The 16,427-nt window shown below is 47.1% G+C and carries 20 protein-coding genes; 14 read left to right on the top strand and 6 right to left on the bottom strand.

All coding sequences use genetic code 11. The features are described 5' to 3' along the window. Window positions 1–21 precede the first annotated feature (21 nt). The 7 genes from rodA to galU are packed head-to-tail and all read left to right on the top strand — an operon-like array spanning window position 22 to window position 4,685. Window positions 22–1,125 carry a rod shape-determining protein RodA gene (gene rodA, locus THAL_RS02405; protein ID WP_012991524.1) on the top strand — a complete coding sequence of 368 codons (1,104 nt, stop codon included), beginning with the start codon at window positions 22–24 and terminating at the stop codon, window positions 1,123–1,125. Continuing rightward, a complete protein-coding gene (gene hemW / locus THAL_RS02400; RefSeq protein WP_012991523.1) occupies window positions 1,122–2,261 on the top strand; it encodes a radical SAM family heme chaperone HemW in 1,140 nt (379 codons plus the stop codon). Before rodA ends, hemW begins: the two co-directional genes overlap by 4 nt. After that, a complete protein-coding gene (locus tag THAL_RS02395) occupies window positions 2,236–2,448 on the top strand; it encodes a hypothetical protein (RefSeq protein WP_012991522.1) in 213 nt (70 codons plus the stop codon). The genes hemW and THAL_RS02395 overlap by 26 nt, the downstream gene beginning before the upstream one ends. Beyond that, window positions 2,423–2,803, top strand: coding sequence for a zinc ribbon domain-containing protein (locus THAL_RS02390; protein ID WP_012991521.1), 381 nt, complete (start codon window positions 2,423–2,425; stop codon window positions 2,801–2,803). The genes THAL_RS02395 and THAL_RS02390 overlap by 26 nt, the downstream gene beginning before the upstream one ends. Next, window positions 2,787–3,404, top strand: coding sequence for a phosphoribosylanthranilate isomerase (locus THAL_RS02385; RefSeq protein ID WP_012991520.1), 618 nt, complete (start codon window positions 2,787–2,789; stop codon window positions 3,402–3,404). Before THAL_RS02390 ends, THAL_RS02385 begins: the two co-directional genes overlap by 17 nt. Beyond that, the gene (locus THAL_RS02380; protein ID WP_012991519.1) at window positions 3,385–3,771 is read left to right on the top strand and encodes a PaaI family thioesterase; all 387 of its coding nucleotides are present in this window, start codon (window positions 3,385–3,387) and stop codon (window positions 3,769–3,771) included. Before THAL_RS02385 ends, THAL_RS02380 begins: the two co-directional genes overlap by 20 nt. Window positions 3,772–3,797: 26 nt before the next feature. Then, the gene (gene galU / locus THAL_RS02375; RefSeq protein ID WP_012991518.1) at window positions 3,798–4,685 is read left to right on the top strand and encodes a UTP--glucose-1-phosphate uridylyltransferase GalU; all 888 of its coding nucleotides are present in this window, start codon (window positions 3,798–3,800) and stop codon (window positions 4,683–4,685) included. Here galU and THAL_RS02370 read toward each other — a convergent pair. Next, a complete protein-coding gene (locus THAL_RS02370; RefSeq protein ID WP_012991517.1) occupies window positions 4,651–7,239 on the bottom strand; it encodes a POTRA domain-containing protein in 2,589 nt (862 codons plus the stop codon). The two genes, galU and THAL_RS02370, sit on opposite strands and share 35 nt — an antisense overlap. Before the next feature lie 24 nt (window positions 7,240–7,263). On the opposite strand from THAL_RS02370, the gene THAL_RS02365 reads away from it, so the two are divergent. Continuing rightward, window positions 7,264–7,533, top strand: a complete 270-nt coding sequence (locus tag THAL_RS02365; RefSeq protein WP_012991516.1) for a hypothetical protein — start codon at window positions 7,264–7,266, stop codon at window positions 7,531–7,533. After that, the gene (locus tag THAL_RS02360; RefSeq protein WP_012991515.1) at window positions 7,512–8,627 is read left to right on the top strand and encodes a pyridoxal phosphate-dependent aminotransferase; all 1,116 of its coding nucleotides are present in this window, start codon (window positions 7,512–7,514) and stop codon (window positions 8,625–8,627) included. Before THAL_RS02365 ends, THAL_RS02360 begins: the two co-directional genes overlap by 22 nt. On the opposite strand, the gene THAL_RS02355 is transcribed toward THAL_RS02360, so the two are convergent. Continuing rightward, window positions 8,612–9,241: an OmpA family protein gene (locus THAL_RS02355; protein WP_012991514.1), complete on the bottom strand. Its 630-nt coding sequence runs from the start codon at window positions 9,239–9,241 to the stop codon at window positions 8,612–8,614. The genes THAL_RS02360 and THAL_RS02355 overlap by 16 nt on opposite strands. A 101-nt stretch (window positions 9,242–9,342) precedes the next feature. On the opposite strand from THAL_RS02355, the gene ilvE reads away from it, so the two are divergent. Genes ilvE through hemL form a run of 4 tightly spaced genes read left to right on the top strand, consistent with a single transcriptional unit; the run spans window position 9,343 to window position 13,284 of the window. Next, a complete protein-coding gene (gene ilvE, locus THAL_RS02350) occupies window positions 9,343–10,260 on the top strand; it encodes a branched-chain-amino-acid transaminase (protein ID WP_041434172.1) in 918 nt (305 codons plus the stop codon). Beyond that, window positions 10,250–11,314, top strand: a complete 1,065-nt coding sequence (locus THAL_RS02345; protein ID WP_012991512.1) for a M28 family peptidase — start codon at window positions 10,250–10,252, stop codon at window positions 11,312–11,314. The genes ilvE and THAL_RS02345 overlap by 11 nt, the downstream gene beginning before the upstream one ends. Before the next feature lie 12 nt (window positions 11,315–11,326). Next, window positions 11,327–12,013 carry an alpha/beta hydrolase gene (locus tag THAL_RS02340; RefSeq protein WP_012991511.1) on the top strand — a complete coding sequence of 229 codons (687 nt, stop codon included), beginning with the start codon at window positions 11,327–11,329 and terminating at the stop codon, window positions 12,011–12,013. After that, the gene (hemL, locus tag THAL_RS02335; protein WP_012991510.1) at window positions 12,010–13,284 is read left to right on the top strand and encodes a glutamate-1-semialdehyde 2,1-aminomutase; all 1,275 of its coding nucleotides are present in this window, start codon (window positions 12,010–12,012) and stop codon (window positions 13,282–13,284) included. Before THAL_RS02340 ends, hemL begins: the two co-directional genes overlap by 4 nt. Here hemL and THAL_RS02330 read toward each other — a convergent pair. Genes THAL_RS02330 through gmk form a run of 4 tightly spaced genes read right to left on the bottom strand, consistent with a single transcriptional unit; the run spans window position 13,276 to window position 16,190 of the window. Next, the gene (locus tag THAL_RS02330) at window positions 13,276–14,922 is read right to left on the bottom strand and encodes a lytic transglycosylase domain-containing protein (RefSeq protein ID WP_012991509.1); all 1,647 of its coding nucleotides are present in this window, start codon (window positions 14,920–14,922) and stop codon (window positions 13,276–13,278) included. The two genes, hemL and THAL_RS02330, sit on opposite strands and share 9 nt — an antisense overlap. Further along, entirely contained in the window at window positions 14,919–15,323 is a 405-nt protein-coding gene (locus THAL_RS02325) for a hypothetical protein (RefSeq protein WP_012991508.1), read from the bottom strand. Before THAL_RS02325 ends, THAL_RS02330 begins: the two co-directional genes overlap by 4 nt. After that, entirely contained in the window at window positions 15,320–15,544 is a 225-nt protein-coding gene (gene rpoZ, locus THAL_RS02320) for a DNA-directed RNA polymerase subunit omega (RefSeq protein WP_012991507.1), read from the bottom strand. The genes THAL_RS02325 and rpoZ overlap by 4 nt, the downstream gene beginning before the upstream one ends. Window positions 15,545–15,548: 4 nt before the next feature. Further along, window positions 15,549–16,190: a guanylate kinase gene (gmk, locus tag THAL_RS02315; RefSeq protein ID WP_012991506.1), complete on the bottom strand. Its 642-nt coding sequence runs from the start codon at window positions 16,188–16,190 to the stop codon at window positions 15,549–15,551. A gap of 33 nt (window positions 16,191–16,223) precedes the next feature. Here gmk and rpmI point away from each other — a divergent pair, with 33 nt between their 5' ends. Then, a complete protein-coding gene (rpmI, locus tag THAL_RS02310) occupies window positions 16,224–16,427 on the top strand; it encodes a 50S ribosomal protein L35 (protein ID WP_012991505.1) in 204 nt (67 codons plus the stop codon).

Below are 16,427 nucleotides of genomic sequence, written 5' to 3'. Positions count from 1 at the left end.
CAAGATTATACTATAACTCATATGGTGAAAAACTGGAAGAATGCCGTTGTGGATCTTCCCCTGACGCTGAGTGTGATCCTCATAATGTCAATAGGTCTCCTAGGGGTTTACAGCGCCACTTACGGTGGAACCACCAGCCCTATGTTTGTAAAACAGGTCCTGTATCAGCTGATGGGTATCTTCTTGATACTACTCCTCGCAAGAGTACCTTTCCACGTGATGGTGGAGTACGCTCCCGTAGTTTATGCCTTCAACCTCCTCCTTCTGGTGATGGTTCCTCTGGTGGGTAAGACGGTTTATGGTGCCAAGAGATGGATAGATATAGGGCCTGTACACATACAACCTTCGGAGTTTATGAAGTTCTCCCTTGTCTTACTTAGTGCCTATGCCTTGGGTAAGATGGACAAGCTCTTTCAAAAAGATCTTTTACTGTTGGTGGTTCTCTTCACCATACCCTTCGTGCTGGTGTTTCATCAACCGGACCTTGGAACATCCATGGTATACTGGGCCATCTTTGCCTTTGCTCTTTTTTTCAGGGGCCTACCGGTACGTTACTTTGCACTGGCCGGTCTTCTGCTCATCCTGTTTCTTCCCTTTGGGTGGCACCTTCTTAAAGACTATCAGAAAGAGCGAATACTGGCCGTGTTGGATCCTCACGCCGACTATTCGGGTAGCGGTTATCAGTTGATACAGTCCATCATCGCCATAGGCTCCGGTGAGTTTCTGGGTAAAGGTTTTCTAAAAGGCACACAGTCGCACCTTCTCTTCCTCCCTGAAAAACACACGGACTTTATATTTTCCGTAATAGCGGAGGAATGGGGTTTTTGGATGAGTGCTCTTCTCGTTTCCCTCTTCTTCCTGATAATACTTAGGTTAATCACCTACGTGCCTCTCACTTTGGATATGACGGAGAGGGTTTTTCTGGGTACGGCATCGGGCCTGCTCCTCTTTCAGGTATCGATAAATCTACTTATGACTATGGGCATGTTTCCCGTAGTAGGTATGCCTCTTCCCTTTGTGAGTTACGGAGGAAGCAGTATCATCACCTTTGGTCTTCTGTTGGGTGTGTGTCTCTCTCTTATAAAAGAACTCAAGACGAGACAGATAATTTTTGAGAGAGGATGATAGAGGGCCTTTATATCCACATACCTTTCTGTAGGCAGAAGTGCCCCTACTGTGATTTTGTTTCTCTCACCCGATGGAACATAACCTTCCACCAGTATCTGGACCTCCTTCTGAGGGAGCTGGAGCTTAGGTTTACGGAAAACTGGCGTGTGAAAACCATATACTTTGGTGGAGGTACACCTTCCCTTTTGGATTCAAAGACTCTGGCGTCCTTTGTGAGTAAGCTGGTCCAGAGGGTGGGTGATGTCCGGGAGATTACAGTGGAGTGTAATCCAGAGGATTACACAGAGAGAGACTGGGGGCTTCTTCTTTCTGCAGGAGTGAACCGTATCAGTATCGGGGCTCAGAGTTTCCTTCCTAAGGGGCTGAAGATACTGGGGAGGGATCACAGTGTTTATCATAGTATCAGAAGTGTCCTCACCGCTTACAAAGCTGGATTCAGAAACATAAATGTGGATATCATATACGCTTACCCCGGGCAGACCTTGGAGGATTTGGAAGAAGAGCTGAAGGTGGTGAGGGATCTACCCATAGCTCACCTCTCCGCCTACATGCTGACACCTTACGAGGATACCCTCTTTGGCATTATGGTGAAGAAGGGACAACTGGAGATGCCCTCCGACGAAAGGGTGGCAGATATGTTCCTCTTGCTTTCGGAGGCTTTGGAGGAGCTAGGCTTTGTACACTACGAAGTGAGTAACTTTGCCAAGAAAGGTTACCAATGCATGCATAACCTCCTCTACTGGACACACGGGGAATTCGTGGGTCTTGGTGTTTCCGCTTGGAGCTTTGTGGAAAACAAAAGGATGGGAAACACGAGAAATCTGGAACTTTACCGGGATGCTCTGATGGAGAAAAAACTGCCTGTGGAGACGGTAGAGGAGCTCAAAGGTAAAGAGCTCCTCTTTGACAGGCTCTTCGTAGGTCTTAGGACCGCATACGGCGTGGAGGAGGAGTTACTACCTCTCATTCCTTCTCACATTAGAGAGTTCTTTGTGGTGGAAGAGGGCAGGCTCAGGCTCACAAAAAAAGGCTGGCTTCTCATGAACTCTATCCTGTTAGAATTATATGATGCAGTTTTTAACGGGCCTGTTGGTGGGGGTACTTTACGTGGAGCTCCTCTACAGAATAGGTAAGAGAAGCAGGAAACTTCTCCTCCTGTCCTCTCCAATAAGGATAGTTTTCTTTGGAGGTATTTTATTTTTGCTACCTTCCAAAGATGTTTTAGATACCCTAACGGTGGTTCTAGGCTTTGCTTTGGGACATGGTCTCTGGGTCTTTCACAGAGGTGCGAGGGATGGAAACTCTGTGGAAACTCCTTGAACCTCTAATGACGGAGCCCCTCTTTCAGTTCTTCCTTTATATGGCCCTGTTGCAAATACTGGTTCAGGTGTTTCTAGAAAGGCGATACGCCTTTTGGGTGTCTTCTGTCATCACCACCTATTTCTGGACACAGCACAGAGATCTTATTACTGCGGTAAAAGGTTGGGGTGTAATTCTTGCCATTGTCGCTGTGTACCTTCTTATGAGACGCTACGTAGAGAGTGAGCCTTTTCTGTATCTGAGGGGGGTAAAAAGATGTCCTGTCTGTTGTTCGGTGGTCAGCAAAAGGGCACGGGTCTGTCCCTTCTGCAGAACGCAGCTTTTTCAAGAGGAGAAAGATGGAACGGAAGGTTAAGGTGAAGTTCTGCGGTCTTACAAGGGAAGAGGATGTGGTCAAAGCAAGGGAGTTGTGTGTGTCTTACGTGGGTTTTGTGATGTACCCTAAGAGTCCACGTTATGTAAGCAAAGAGAGACTAAAGGAGCTTATTACCATCGCTGGAGATGTGCTAAAGGTGGCGGTGGTGGTGAACCTTCCTTACGAGGATCTTAGGGAGCTTCTGGACATGGGAGTTGATCTCTTACAGTTACATGGAGACGAGGATCCTTCCATTGCTTTCAGAGTAGGTATGGATAGGGTTATAAAGGCTTTTAGGGTCAAGGACGGCCTAAGGGTTGATCCTGTTTGGAGGGAGGCTCATGCGGTTCTCTTAGACACCCACAAGGAGGGTACCTACGGAGGAACCGGAGAAACCTTCAACTGGGATGTGGCGGTAAGTTTAGTGCGCCAAGGGTATAGGATCATCCTTTCTGGGGGGCTTACACCTCAAAACGTGGGTGAGGCTATAAAGAAGGTGAAGCCCTACGGTGTGGATGTGTCCTCGGGTATAGAGCTATCTCCTGGTGTAAAGGACCACAAAAAGATGGAGGAGTTCTGTCATGCTGTTGAGAACCCATAAAGAGATAGACAGGAGTCTCAGCGGAGAGCCTCTCATCGTAGAGGAAGGCAGGGCTGTGGTGACGCTCCTTACTCACGATAGGATGCGTGCCGATGAAAGAGGGCTCCTACACGGAGGTTTTATCTTCAGTCTTGCCGACTACTGTGCCATGTTGACGGTCAACGAGCCTACTGTAGTACTGGCTCATGCCAGTGTACAGTTCAAAAAGCCCGTGGTGGTGGGAGACTTCCTGAGAGCGGAGGGAGAACTTACCAGAGTGGAGGGAAAAAAGCGCTGGGTAAAAGTGAGAGTCTTCAGAGGGGATGAGGAGGTTTTTGAGGGAGATTTCCTGTGTGTGGTACCAGAGAAGCACGTACTGGACAGATAGGTTACAATACATGGAGGGGGAACGTCATGGTAAGAAAGGCGGTGTTACCGGTGGCTGGATGGGGGACAAGGTTTTTACCGGCCACCAAAGCTATGCCCAAGGAGATGTTTCCCATAATAGACAAACCTGTCATTCAGTTCATAGTGGAAGAGTGTTTGGAGGCAGGTATAGAGAACATCATATTTGTAACAGGAAGACACAAGAGACCTATAGAGCACCACTTTGACATCAACACCGATTTAGAAAAACACCTGGAGCATGCCGGTAAGACGGAGATTCTCAGAAACATATTTCACATAAGCAGGATCATAAACCCCATATACATAAGACAAAAGGAGCAGCTGGGATTGGGCCATGCGGTTTTAGTGGCAGAGCCTGTGGTGGGTAACGAGCCCTTTGTGGTAGCCTTAGGCGATGTGATAGTGAAGGATGAGAAGAACGTGGTGGAGAGGATGATAGAGGTGTATCAGCGTTTCGGTAAAAGTGTTATAGCTGTCTTTGAAGTGAGTCCTAAGGAGGTTTCCCAGTACGGGATAGTTTCGTGCAGACACATAGAGAGAGACATATACATACTGGATGATCTGGTGGAGAAGCCTCATCCCGACGAGGCACCATCTAACTTGGCCATAGTAGGGAGATACCTCTTTACACCCACCATATTTGAGAAGTTAAAGGTGACGCCTCCGGGGAAAGGAGGTGAGCTGCAGCTAACAGATGCCATGAGACTTGTGTTGGAAGAAGAAGCCATATACGCTATAAAGATAAAGGCAAAGGTGTACGACACAGGCACACCCTTAGGGTACATACGGACCCTTGTGGAGTTCGCCCTTCAGAGAGAGGATCTAAAGGAACCATTACTAGACTTTCTGAAAGACCTGCTCAGTAGAGATATCCCACAGATACATAGAACTTAACCCTTCTGAGAAAGTTTTTCTCACCCGGGAAGGCTATATCAAAACGGACAGGTCCCACAGGTGTCTGGAATCCGGCACTCACACCGAAACTGTGTTTTATGTCTATTCGGCTTATCCTATCGGAAACCCCACCCATTTCGTAGAAAGGAATCACCACAAAAGGTCCTCTCACCGAGATCTCCAGCTCCGTTCTACCAAAAAGGTAGTATCTTCCTCCCGAAGGCTGTCCTATCTCCTCGTAACTGTATCCCCTCATATCCTTGAGACCACCGAGAAAGAACCTGTCAAAGATGGGTGCCCCTTTGCTTACGCTGCCGCCTGCCACCTTTAGCACCAATGTGCTTCTACGTGGCAAGGGTATTAAGTAGTAGGTGTTTAACTCCAACTTGGTGTAACGTCTTTCTCCCTCCGCTACGGTGAAGGTAAGGCTATCGTAGTGGAGCCTCTGGGGACTGAATATATCGTCTCTGTACTCTCTCAGGAGGAAGAAGCTGTATTTCCTCAGACTTATGATACTTCCCAAAACACTGTTGTCGGTAACAGAGAAGGCCGGACCTATTGATGTGTAAGGTGTTATTCTGTAACCGAAGGCGACAGCCACACCCTTTGAGGTGAGACTGTAAGACCTGTGTTGGGACCACTCTTTAAAGATATCACCGTTAATCCATAGGTTCCTGGTGAAGAAAAACTTATCCCCAACACTCAGCCTGTAGGCCTCACGCTTTGAGCTCCTGGCATACATTCCCTTTAGCTCCACACCTAACCCCATAAGGTCCTTCAGACCCAACTGAAATCCCAGAGTGATACGGTCCTGTGTGTTGTAACCTACGGCAAGGTCGTAGTATCCTCTCTTATCTTCTTGGAGCTGTATGAGTCGGTGCACCTTCTTGTTCTTACGGTCCACAAAAGTCTGTATACGTACACCGCTGAAAATATCGCTAGTGTAAAAGTTGTAAAGGGTCATATCGTCCAGCTTACGGTAATAGTATTCATCTCTCACTGTCATATAACTCAACTCTCTCTGACTTATCTTTTTGTAGCCGTAGTACACATCTTCCCCTAACCTATAACGCTCTCCTTTAGTCACCTTGTAAAGGTATGTGTAAAAAACTGCGTCCTTATCCTCCTCAAGTCTTACTTCTGCAGAAAAGTCCCCCTCCATGTACCCCTTTTCTTTAAAATACTTATCCAGTTGTAAGTTGAGGTTTTCGATAATTTTCGTATCGTAAAAGGTAGGTAGCTTTTCTTGAACAGCACGAAAGATCTCCCTTATGTCTTTGTCTTCTCCCTCACAAACAATATCCTTAAGTATCTGTTTTTTACCTTTGTTTACCTTAAACTCTACGTAAACCTTCTTAGCGGTAGTATCTACCCTTTTATGAACATCTACCTCCGCCAGGAGATATCCATCCTTTTTGAGATCCTCCAAAATTTCTTCCTTAATTTCTTCCAGCTTTTCCTCATCGTAAGGTTCTTCCTTATTCCCTATCACCATAAAGTACCTCTGGCCCTCATGGATTCTGAAGATAATGTTCCCGTCCTTGACTTGGTAAGAGACACTGGCATCGAGAAACCCTTTGGTTTTATAAAGTTCCCCAATACCCTCTACAGCCTCTTCCAAAGAAAAGGGGTCCACACCCTTCTGGGGTAACTGGGTAGCCTTCAGGAGAAGGCTCCCATCAAAAAAACTATTTCCTTCGAAAGTTACATGATAGCGTCTTCCTTCCACAACTCTGAAGATAGGGTATGCTACGTGACCTTTACCGGTGAGGGCTTTGAAGGTAGCTATAGGGTGTGTAAAGAGAGTGCTCAAACCTTCCACAAGAGCGCCCGCCAAGTGTAACGGGTTTTTGCTGCTACCGGGTTCCAAGGGCATGAGAACACGCCAGAAAGGACGAGGATACACCTCACCTTTTACGCCTTCGTAGTAAACAAAACTCTCCCAAAAGCCTAAAGACAGGTAAGTGTCCTGTAACAGCGGCAGCTTTTCCTCTATTTGACTTTTGGAGAAGACTCTTCCCTCCACTATACCCAGTTTTCTGTCTAAAAACTTACTATCCAAACGGGAGCCTTCGTACACGCCCCCTTTCAGAAAGAAAAGATCACCTTCGTCTATGCCTACGTAAAGTTCTGCATAACCTCTTTGATCCACACTTAGAGTTACAGCCACCTTTGCTTCCAGAAAACCCTTATCTGCGTAAAGTTCCTTAACCCTTTCTTCTATCTCCTTCAGAGGGAAATCTTCGGTAATGGGTGCTCCCTCCGCCAGTCCCAGAACGCCCAGTATCTCCTGTCTACTCACACCCCTGTTTCCCGATATGATTATCTTTTTTATGACAGGATACCTCTCCACGTAGATGATTACATCCTCCCCCTTCTTCTCTGTCCTCACGTTTTTAACCACCTCCATGCTACTTATGATCTGCACTATCTCTTCGTAGTTTCTCTCCGTTAGAACCTTCTGCAGATTGTTACCCTCAAGGGGGTAGTTGGATTCTAGAATCACCTTTCCCCAAGAACCGAGGCAGAAAAGGAAAAGAAACAAGACCAGCATGTTTCTGTTATATCATACTTTGTTATGAAGATATACAGCGTTCCTCCTTACACCTATGTGGAGACCACGGGCAGAGATATCAAAACTCTGGCAAAGGATCTGGAATCCCTACTCCTCAAGGAAGTACTGAAGTTAGGTTTCAGGCCTGTTCTTGAAGGAAAAAGCTTCACCACACAACTCTATTACGACACCCTCATGGAGGCCCTCAGCAAAAAACTGGTGGAGGCGGGAGGTGTAGGTGTAGCAGACTACCTAGTGAAGGTGGTTGAGAAATGGGAAGGCTTGACAAGGTGACACCTTTTCTGGTTATGGAGGTTCTGGAGAAGGCTCAGAGGATGGAGGACGTGGTGCATATGGAGATAGGGGAACCTGACCTGGATCCACCTCCCGGTGTGTGGGAGCATCTGGAAAGGGCTATAAAGGAGAGAAAGTACTTTTACACGGCCAGTGTGGGTATAGAAGAACTTCGCCAAAAGATAGCGGAACATTACTGGACTTACTACGGTGTTGATATATCCCCGGAGAGGGTGGTGATAACCACAGGTAGTTCTGGTGCCTTCTTAGTGGTTTACTCCATTATCCTGAGTGCCGGAGACAGTATAGCCATAGCGGATCCATCCTATCCGTGTTACAAGAACTTCGCCCACCTTTTAGACATAAACCCCATACTGATACCTGTAGGACCCGAGACCCACTATCAGATAACACCTCCCATGCTGGAGGGATTGAACATAAAGGCGGTTCACATCTCTTCGCCCTCTAACCCTACGGGAACCTTCTATAGAGAGGACACTCTGAGATCTCTCTGCTCCTACTGTGACGAAAAGGGGATATACCTCATCTCCGATGAAATATACCATGGACTGGTGTACGAAGGTAGAGAGCACACGGTCCTGGAGTTTTCTGAGAGGGCTATAGTGGTGAACGGCTTTTCCAAATTTTTCTGTATGCCGGGTTTCAGACTAGGATGGATCATCCTTCCTCCTGATTTGGTAAGAAAGGCTCAGATAGTTCTTCAAAATGTTTTCATATCGGCTCCCAGCCTCAGTCAGTACGCTGCACTAGGTGCCTTTGACTACAAATATCTTCAGAAGGTGAGAGAAATCTACAGGGAGAGAAGAGATGTACTTTACAGAGAACTGAAGGATGTTTTTAACATTCCCTGCCCACCGGAAGGAGGATTTTACATATGGGCTGACGTCAGTAGATACACTGAGAACTCCTACCAATTCTGTATGGATCTCTTAGAGAAGGCTAAGGTGGCTGTAACACCCGGTATAGACTTTGGCTACAACAGAACCAACACTTACATAAGGTTAGCTTACACTAAGGATAAGGGCACCCTCTTGGAGGGTGCCCGCCGCATTAAATCTTACTTGATGATGTAAACCTTGACGGCTCTTTGCTCCCTGTGTTTAATTCCCAAAAGATCAGCCACCTCTTTTCCGTAGGCAGCCATCCTGATCTTGCCTATATCCACGCCCTTCTTGGCAAGGTAGCTGGCTACCATCTGTGCTCTCCACATAGACAGGTTGAAGTTGTATTTGCTGGTACCCACCTTGTCAGCAAAACCCACCACCAGAACTTCTCTGCCGGAGGACTTTATTTTGTCAACGGCTTCGTCCAGTTTCTTGGCTTCCTTCTTCTTTATATTAAACTTGTCAAAGTCAAAATGAACGGTTGTCACTTCTTCCAGCTGCCAGTGATAAGGTCCAACACCCTCCTCCTTCTTAGGTGTTTCGGCAGGTGTCGTTGGTCTCGCTTCTAAGGCACGGATCCTGTTTTCGTGATCTTGCACTGTCCTTTCCAAAGCATTGACTTTGTTGAGGGCCTCATCTGCCTTCTTTTTGGCATCCACTATAGAGTCGAAGTAACCCTTGTAACACTTATCCAGCAGGTACTTGCTGAACACTTCCTTAGGGCTTCCGCACGGGTCTAAGGGCTTCTCCTGGGCCAGAGCCATCCCACCCACCAGAACGAGACCCAAAGCTACTTTTTTCATAGCACCACCTCCTTTTTTTTCAGTACATAAATATATGTCAAACTATCTTTCCTTGTCAAGAAGATGGAGAGTAGATGTTTTGGTTATAATACTGGACTATGATGGAGTATGCTTTTTTTGAAGGACGAATTGTCCCCATAGAGGAAGCTAAGATCAGCATCAAAACCAACTCCTTCCATTACGGTACCGCCGTTTTTGAGGGCATAAGGGCTTACTGGAACGAAGAACATCACCAGCTTTACATCCTATTTGCGAGGGAACACTATCAGAGACTTCTAGCTAATTGTAGAGCCATGTTTATGGAGCTTCCTTACTCGGTGGACGATCTTGTTAACATAACTGTGGAGCTCCTGAGAAAGAACAACATAAAGCACGACGTTTATATAAGGCCTATAGCTTACTTTAAGGATCTTGCACTTACCCCCAAGTTGATAGGTTTTACTCCCGAGATAGCTATATACACTTACAGCTTTGGTAGGTACTTAGACACATCGAAGGGGATAAGGGTAAAAACTTCCTCTTGGATAAGAAACGACGATAACTCCATACCTTCCCGGTGGAAAGTGGCTGGTGCTTACGTCAACAGTGCTTTGGCTAAAACGGAGGCCATACTGGCAGGGTACGACGAGGCGATAATGTTGAACCAAAACGGCTTTGTGGCAGAAGGCTCGGGTGAAAACATCTTTCTGGTGAGGGGAAGAAAGGTGGTAACACCACCCTGCTGGGATCATATACTGGAGGGTATAACGCGATCTGCTGTAATAAAACTCATCAAAAATGAGCTTGTCCTGGAAGTGGAGGAAAGATCCATATCCCGAAGCGAACTTTACAGTGCGGATGAGGTCTTTCTAACAGGCACAGCTGCCGAAATAACCCCCGTGGTGGAGATAGATAACAGGAAGATAGGGAGCGGTGATATCGGGCCCATTACACGGGAGCTTCAGAAGATTTACTTTGATGCGGTAAGAGGTAACATAGAAAGGTACAAGGGATGGTTAACTCCCGTTTATGAGAGTTAGCAGTTTTGAGAGGCTGAGGAATATAGCGGAGGTTTTCCTAAAGGAGGACAGATTTCCCACTTCTTCTGGTGCCAAAAGGATAAAAAATGTGGTGAAAGGTTTCTTGAGGGAGAAGGGTGTACCCTTCAGGGAGGAGATTTTCCAAACGGAGGTGAACGTTCCCAAAAAGGTGGAGGTAAGGGGTAGTTTCGGCACTATAACGGCTGACGCTTTCTTAGGAAGTTCTCCCTGTAAACACGCAGGGTACGTTAAGGAAGAACCGGTGAAGGGAGACATAGCCTTGGTGTCTTGGGAAAATCTCCATAGGCTGGAAAATCTGACAGAAAAGGGTGTGAGAACCTTTTTTGTCACCTCTCCTTTCCCCCTTAAAGGGTATGTGGAAGAGGACCTTTCGGTGTTCTCCTTAGGAGAGGAGTATGTAGCCCTCCTAAAAGACTCTTACGTAGAGGTGAGACTGGAGGTAAAGAGAGAAAAGCTCCTGTGCAGTAACTTGGTGTGGGAGATAGGAAGGGGGCCTATAGTGTATGTGGTGGCCCATATGGATACTTTCCCAGGCGTCCACGGTGCTGTAGATAACGGCAGTAGTGTTTTATTGCTGTTTCTTCTCACAGAAGAGCTACTGGAGAACTACAACATACCCTTCAAAGTGAGGTTTTTGCTGACCGACGCTCACGAAATAGGTCTCAAAGGGGCTCTCTTTCACACCTCCCAGGGACTCAAGAACGCTTTTTACTGTATTAATCTGGACTGTGTGGGATGGAAAGATCCCGCCATCCTTTACAAAGACCCCGCCGGTTACAACTCGGAGGAGCTTACGGAACTTTTCTTCCTCTGCGCCAGAGATGTAGGCTTAGAAGCTCGTCTCAGTTCCAGCCACGTGATGGGAGATCATGTCCCCTTCAAAGAGATGGGCGTAAAGACCCTCTTCCTCGGTGCAGGTTCTTTCCCTCTGCGCCACACTCCCTTTGATATTTACGATATAGTGGACTGGCATCTTGTGAGACTATGGTACGATGCCCTACTGCTTTTTTTAAAGAGGTTGGGAAGGTGGTAAAATTTTTGTGGTATGTTTTTGCTTAGGAAGAGGGAAACTCCCTCAGTACTGGTACATCTACACGGTTTTGCTTCTGACATAACCAGTAGAAAGGTAAAGCTGCTCTATCAACTATCAGAAGAGAGGAGTTTTTCCTTCTTGGCTATGGATATGGAGTACCATAAGACCACCACTACACAAGTTCTGCAGTTTCTTCACACTGTACTGTTGGGACTTTCTGTAGAGTTTGGTGAAATTATTCTTAGCGGGAGTTCTCACGGTGCCTACGTAGTGCTCAACTACCTGAGGTTTTACCCTCTGCCAAAAGTCAAGAAAGCTTTTCTCTTTGCACCTTCTTACTCAACACTGGCTCTGATACTGAGAGATGCAGGCTATCAAAAGAGTGAGAGGTGGCTCAGAGGCGAAGAGGATCTAACACTGGAAGACTGTCACGAAGGGCAATCCATCACCATAAACAGGAACTTTGCCGTGGACATAATGGAGAGGGGTTACGAGATATTGGTGGAGGATACCGTTAACTTCCCGCAGGATCCACCTGCGCAGCTTTACATCACCCACGGTGTGTACGATGATGTGGTTCCCGTGGATCACTCTCGCATCTTCGTAAAGAAGGTGCGTGTGACCCAATACAAAGAAGTGGAAGATGACCATTCTCTTACCAAGACTTTTAGAGAAACTGTGGAGGAGTGGTTACCATGACCAACAGGGAGCTTATGGAGCGTGCCAAAAAACTCATGCCGGGTGGTGTAAGTTCTCCCGTGAGAGCCTTCAAAGCGGTAGGTGGCGAGCCTATAGTGGTGAGAGAAGCCAAGGGTTGTAGATTATGGGACGTGGAGGGAAAAGAGTACATAGACTTTCTCATGTCCTGGGGACCTCTCATCCTCGGTCATGCTCATCCTTATGTGGTGTCGGAAGTTGAACGTCAACTTAGCAGGGGCATGTCTTATGGCCTCACCTGTTACGAGGAGATACGTTTGGCAGAGCTGGTGGTTTCTTCGGTACCTTCTGTGGAGATGGTGAGGTTCGTCTCCTCGGGGACAGAGGCCACCATGTCTGCCATAAGATTGGCAAGAGGTTACACAGGTAGAAAGTTTGTGGTAAAGTTTGAGGGCTGTTATCATGGACACTACGACGGTCTTTTGGTGAGCGCAGGCTCGGGTGTGGCTACGCTGGGAATTCCCGGCACACCGGGGGTACCTGAGGAGATAGCCGGTCTTACCTTGGTGTTACCTTACAACGACACAGATGCTGTTCTAAGTACCTTTGAAAGGTACGGTGAGGATATAGCCTGTGTCATAGTGGAGCCTGTGGCAGGCAACATGGGTGTGGTCCTACCATCCGAAGGATTCTTAGAAGTTCTACGGGAAGTTACCAGAAAGTACGGTGCTGTTCTCATCTTTGACGAGGTCATAACCAACTTCAGGTTATCGGTGGGTGGTGCTCAAGAGTACTACGCCATAGATCCTGATATCACCTGTATGGGCAAAATACTGGGTGGAGGAATGCCTCTCGGAGCTTACGGAGGTAAGAAAGAGATAATGAGTCATGTAGCACCTGAAGGTAAGGTGTATCAAGCGGGTACTTTGTCTGGTAATCCTGTCTCGGTTGTGTGTGGCAGAGCTACCTTAGAGGAACTTTTACGCCTCAAGCCTTACCAGTTGCTGGAAGAAAGGACACGTAGATTAGCGGAAGGTATTTCTACCGTGCTGAAGGAGAAAGGTATTCCTCACACCATAAACAGAATAGGTTCCATGTTCACCGTGTTCTTCACAGAGGTGCCTGTGACAGACTACGCTTCCTCTCGCAGATCTAACACAGAGCTGTTTGGGAGATTCTTCCGGAACCTTCTCCATCACGGTGTCCTCATACCACCCTCTCAGTTTGAAGCCTGGTTCTTAAGCACAGCTCACAGGGATGAGGACATAGAGGAGGCTCTTGAGAGGATACAGACAGCGGTGAGATCACTGTAAAAGGCTGGAGTACACGTAGTAATTCTGCAAAACCTGCTTGACGTAGTCTCTCGTTTCTGGGAAAGGTATGGTTTCTATAAACACGTAGACATCTCTGTGTTGGGGCCATGAACTAACCTTTCGGGGACCAGCGTTGTAGCTGGCCAAAGCCCTCACCAGATCACCGTTCCACAGCTGTAGCATCTCTCGCAGATAAGCTACACCCATCCGTAAGTTGATCTCTACATCAAAGGGTCTCAGAGGAAGGCCCTCCTTACTGGCTACGTAACGTGCCGTTTGTGGCATCACCTGCATGAGTCCTTGAGCTCCCGATCTGGAAACGGCGAAAGGATCAAACATGCTCTCCTGTCTCATAACGGCGTACACAAGAGCAGGATCTACTCCATACTCCTTGGCTATCTGCAGTACTTTCTCCCTAAAAGGTGTAGGATAGGCCACCGCCCTATATATTTCCGACCTTTCGCCGTACTTTCTAACCGCCAACCTTATAGCTAAGTAGGGGTCAAACCTGGAGATAAGAATTATGTCGGAGGGGGAGATACTATTTAACCTCTCGAAGGCTTCAAGACGGGCGTAGTAAGGAAAACCCGCATCCCATATGCTTCTCACAAGAAAAGCCGTGCTGGGCGGTTGTGTATCTTCCAAGATAACTTGCATAAACTTATCCACAACGGGTTCTCCCAAACTAGCTCTTGCCACCACGCTGTAGAAACCACCACCGTCGGATGCATTCCTAAGGTGCCGGTGAGCAGAGTAGGAGTCTCCTTGTTTCTGTAAGGTCTTATAAAGCCAGAAGTGAGCCTGGGAGATCTCCACAGAGCTTTTGGCCAATTTTAACGCTTTGGAAAAATAGAGATGAGCATCTTGGTATCTTTCCAATATGAAACTAACAAGCCCCATCTGGAAATACTTGTTGTAACTCTCTTGCATGGCCGAAAACCAACGGAGAGCGTCCTCGTACCTTCCATCGTACAGTGACATGCGACCAGCGTAAAAGAGGATTCTATTTAGCACGTCTTTATCTTCAACGGTGGACAGTGCCTGTAGGAACTCCTCCCTTGACTTCTCAAAAAGCATTTTAGCCAAAAACTCCTTCGCTCTGGGATCGGGACAACTTCTGAGAACCTGGTAAGCGTCCTCCTGTTGTCCCTTTCTATAATAAGCTCTTCCCAAGAGAAAACACACCTTTTGAAGGTCTCTCCCCTTTAGAAGCTTTATAACCGCCTCCGTGTGTCCTGCATCCAGAAGTCTTTGGGCTACACGAACTGCCTCTTCATCCGTCAGCGGGACGTAAGGTATGTACTCCACAAAGAAGGTGGGTAACTTCAGTAGAGCCTCTTTGGGATCCAGCTGCAACTCTTTCCAAAGGCGGGCGTAGATCTCTCTGTAGTCGGGTTTAAGTTTCCCCGGTTCCACATGGCGAAGGAGCTTGGAGGCTGTTTCAGTATCCCCCTTTTCGTAAAACCTCTGAGCCAGCATGACCTTTAGATCTTCGGCAAAAACAGCATGAGGATAAAGTTCCAAGATCTTCAGCCCTAAGTTGGTGTCTCCCGTCTTTCTAAACTCCAAGAGCATAACGTAAGGCTCAGGTAGTTGGGCGTAGGAAAAAACTACCAGAAGTAAGAGAAGGAGGATCATCTTATGTAGACAATTATGAGAAGTATCAGGACAGCCAAAAAGAGATTCACTCCCACCAAAGGTGGTATCGCGTTAAATCTACCTTTTCTGTATAAAAAGAAGTATATATAGCTGAAGATGATGACCATTATTCCGAAGAGGAACAACTTAACGTGAAAGAGAGTGTTGGAGAAAAAGTCTCTTCTGTAGCCATGCCACATAGCCATACCTGTCAGAAAAAGTAGGAGAATAGCCAGCCACACACCTGCAAAAAACTTACCGTATAAGGACGTGAGAAGTCCTCTTTTAGCTGTATCGGTGAGTTCCCTCAAAGATGGTCTCAGAAAGAAGATGGTGAAGATCATACCACCCACCCAAAGGCAGGTGAAGAGTATGTGAAGAAAAAGGAGAGACCTTATCAAACCTCTTCCTCCCTAAGCTTTACTACCTTCACTTTTCCAAGTGCTATGTCTTCTATAGCTTGAAAGGTTTTCTTTACCATCTCTTTTTTCACTTTGTCCCTCACGAAGAAATCTTCACCTTCTGCCATCAACTGTTCTACCCTTTTGGCCGCTGCGTGTACCAGTTCGTAACGGGAAGATACGTGTTTCAAAGCCTCCTCTATGTTGGGACGCCTACTCATGGTTTCACCCCCACTGACATATTCCTTTTAAAAGTATATCTACCAGTCTTTGATCCTGCAAGAGGAAGACATGCCTCTGGAGAAACTTATCCCTTCTGTAACGGGTGGACAGTATTATGTTCTTCACCGCCTGTACAGTATCATCCAGAAACTCGTTCACCACTAGGTAGTCAAAGTAGCGCGCACAGGCAAGTTCTTCCTCCGCTTTCCTTATTCTTTCCTCCAGGTTGGATTCTCTGTAACCCCTCGCAAAGAGCCTCCTTCTTAACTCCTCCAAGGAAGGAGGAAGTAAGAAGATGAGAATAGCCTCCGGGTATGTTTGACGTACCTGCTTGGCCCCTTGTACGTCTATCACCAAGAGGCTGTCGTAACCTTCCTCCATGTTCCTTATAACCTGATCCTTGGGAGTGCCGTAGTAGTTGCCGTAAACCAGAGCGTGCTCCAGGAACCTTCCTTCTTCCAACCCTCTCATAAATTCCTCTTGAGTAAGAAATATGTAGTCCTCACCTTCCACCTCATCCTCTCTTTTCTGGCGCGTGGTGGCGGTTACCACACGCCTGATCATAGGCACTTCTTTCAGCAACTTTTTGGCCACCGTGGTCTTACCGGCACCCGATGGTGCGGACAGAACAAACAGGTTAGGCATGATTTATAGTATAATTCAGAGTGGAGGTTAGCTATGGCAAAGGTAAAGATGAAAACCAACAGATCTGCCAAGAAGAGGTTTAAGGTGACCGCTACCGGCAAGATAAAGAGGTGGAAGGCGGGTGGATCTCACTACAACACCAAGAAGTCGAAAGATAGAAAACGCAGACTGAGGAAAGCCACTTTGGTGAATCCAAGTTGGGAAGATAAGGTGAGGGGCCTCCTGAAGGAGTTCTGA

This window comes from Thermocrinis albus DSM 14484 (assembly GCF_000025605.1).
Lineage (GTDB): Bacteria > Aquificota > Aquificia > Aquificales > Aquificaceae > Thermocrinis > Thermocrinis albus.
This window is presented reverse-complemented; position numbering and strand designations above follow the sequence as displayed.

Excerpts from the sequence above, each read along its gene's own strand:
- rpmI (WP_012991505.1), top strand. The coding sequence starts at position 16,224 with ATGGCAAAGGTAAAGATGAAAACCAACAGATCTGCCAAGAAGAGGTTT.
- ilvE (WP_041434172.1), top strand. The coding sequence starts at position 9,343 with ATGGAGTATGCTTTTTTTGAAGGACGAATTGTCCCCATAGAGGAAGCT.
- THAL_RS02365 (WP_012991516.1), top strand. The coding sequence starts at position 7,264 with ATGAAGATATACAGCGTTCCTCCTTACACCTATGTGGAGACCACGGGC.
- THAL_RS02380 (WP_012991519.1), top strand. The coding sequence starts at position 3,385 with ATGCTGTTGAGAACCCATAAAGAGATAGACAGGAGTCTCAGCGGAGAG.
- gmk (WP_012991506.1), bottom strand. The coding sequence starts at position 16,190 with ATGCCTAACCTGTTTGTTCTGTCCGCACCATCGGGTGCCGGTAAGACC.
- THAL_RS02355 (WP_012991514.1), bottom strand. The coding sequence starts at position 9,241 with ATGAAAAAAGTAGCTTTGGGTCTCGTTCTGGTGGGTGGGATGGCTCTG.
- THAL_RS02360 (WP_012991515.1), top strand. The coding sequence starts at position 7,512 with ATGGGAAGGCTTGACAAGGTGACACCTTTTCTGGTTATGGAGGTTCTG.
- hemW (WP_012991523.1), top strand. The coding sequence starts at position 1,122 with ATGATAGAGGGCCTTTATATCCACATACCTTTCTGTAGGCAGAAGTGC.
- galU (WP_012991518.1), top strand. The coding sequence starts at position 3,798 with ATGGTAAGAAAGGCGGTGTTACCGGTGGCTGGATGGGGGACAAGGTTT.
- THAL_RS02330 (WP_012991509.1), bottom strand. The coding sequence starts at position 14,922 with ATGATCCTCCTTCTCTTACTTCTGGTAGTTTTTTCCTACGCCCAACTA.
- rpoZ (WP_012991507.1), bottom strand. The coding sequence starts at position 15,544 with ATGAGTAGGCGTCCCAACATAGAGGAGGCTTTGAAACACGTATCTTCC.
- THAL_RS02385 (WP_012991520.1), top strand. The coding sequence starts at position 2,787 with ATGGAACGGAAGGTTAAGGTGAAGTTCTGCGGTCTTACAAGGGAAGAG.
- THAL_RS02345 (WP_012991512.1), top strand. The coding sequence starts at position 10,250 with ATGAGAGTTAGCAGTTTTGAGAGGCTGAGGAATATAGCGGAGGTTTTC.
- THAL_RS02390 (WP_012991521.1), top strand. The coding sequence starts at position 2,423 with ATGGAAACTCTGTGGAAACTCCTTGAACCTCTAATGACGGAGCCCCTC.
- hemL (WP_012991510.1), top strand. The coding sequence starts at position 12,010 with ATGACCAACAGGGAGCTTATGGAGCGTGCCAAAAAACTCATGCCGGGT.
- THAL_RS02340 (WP_012991511.1), top strand. The coding sequence starts at position 11,327 with ATGTTTTTGCTTAGGAAGAGGGAAACTCCCTCAGTACTGGTACATCTA.
- rodA (WP_012991524.1), top strand. The coding sequence starts at position 22 with ATGGTGAAAAACTGGAAGAATGCCGTTGTGGATCTTCCCCTGACGCTG.
- THAL_RS02370 (WP_012991517.1), bottom strand. The coding sequence starts at position 7,239 with ATGCTGGTCTTGTTTCTTTTCCTTTTCTGCCTCGGTTCTTGGGGAAAG.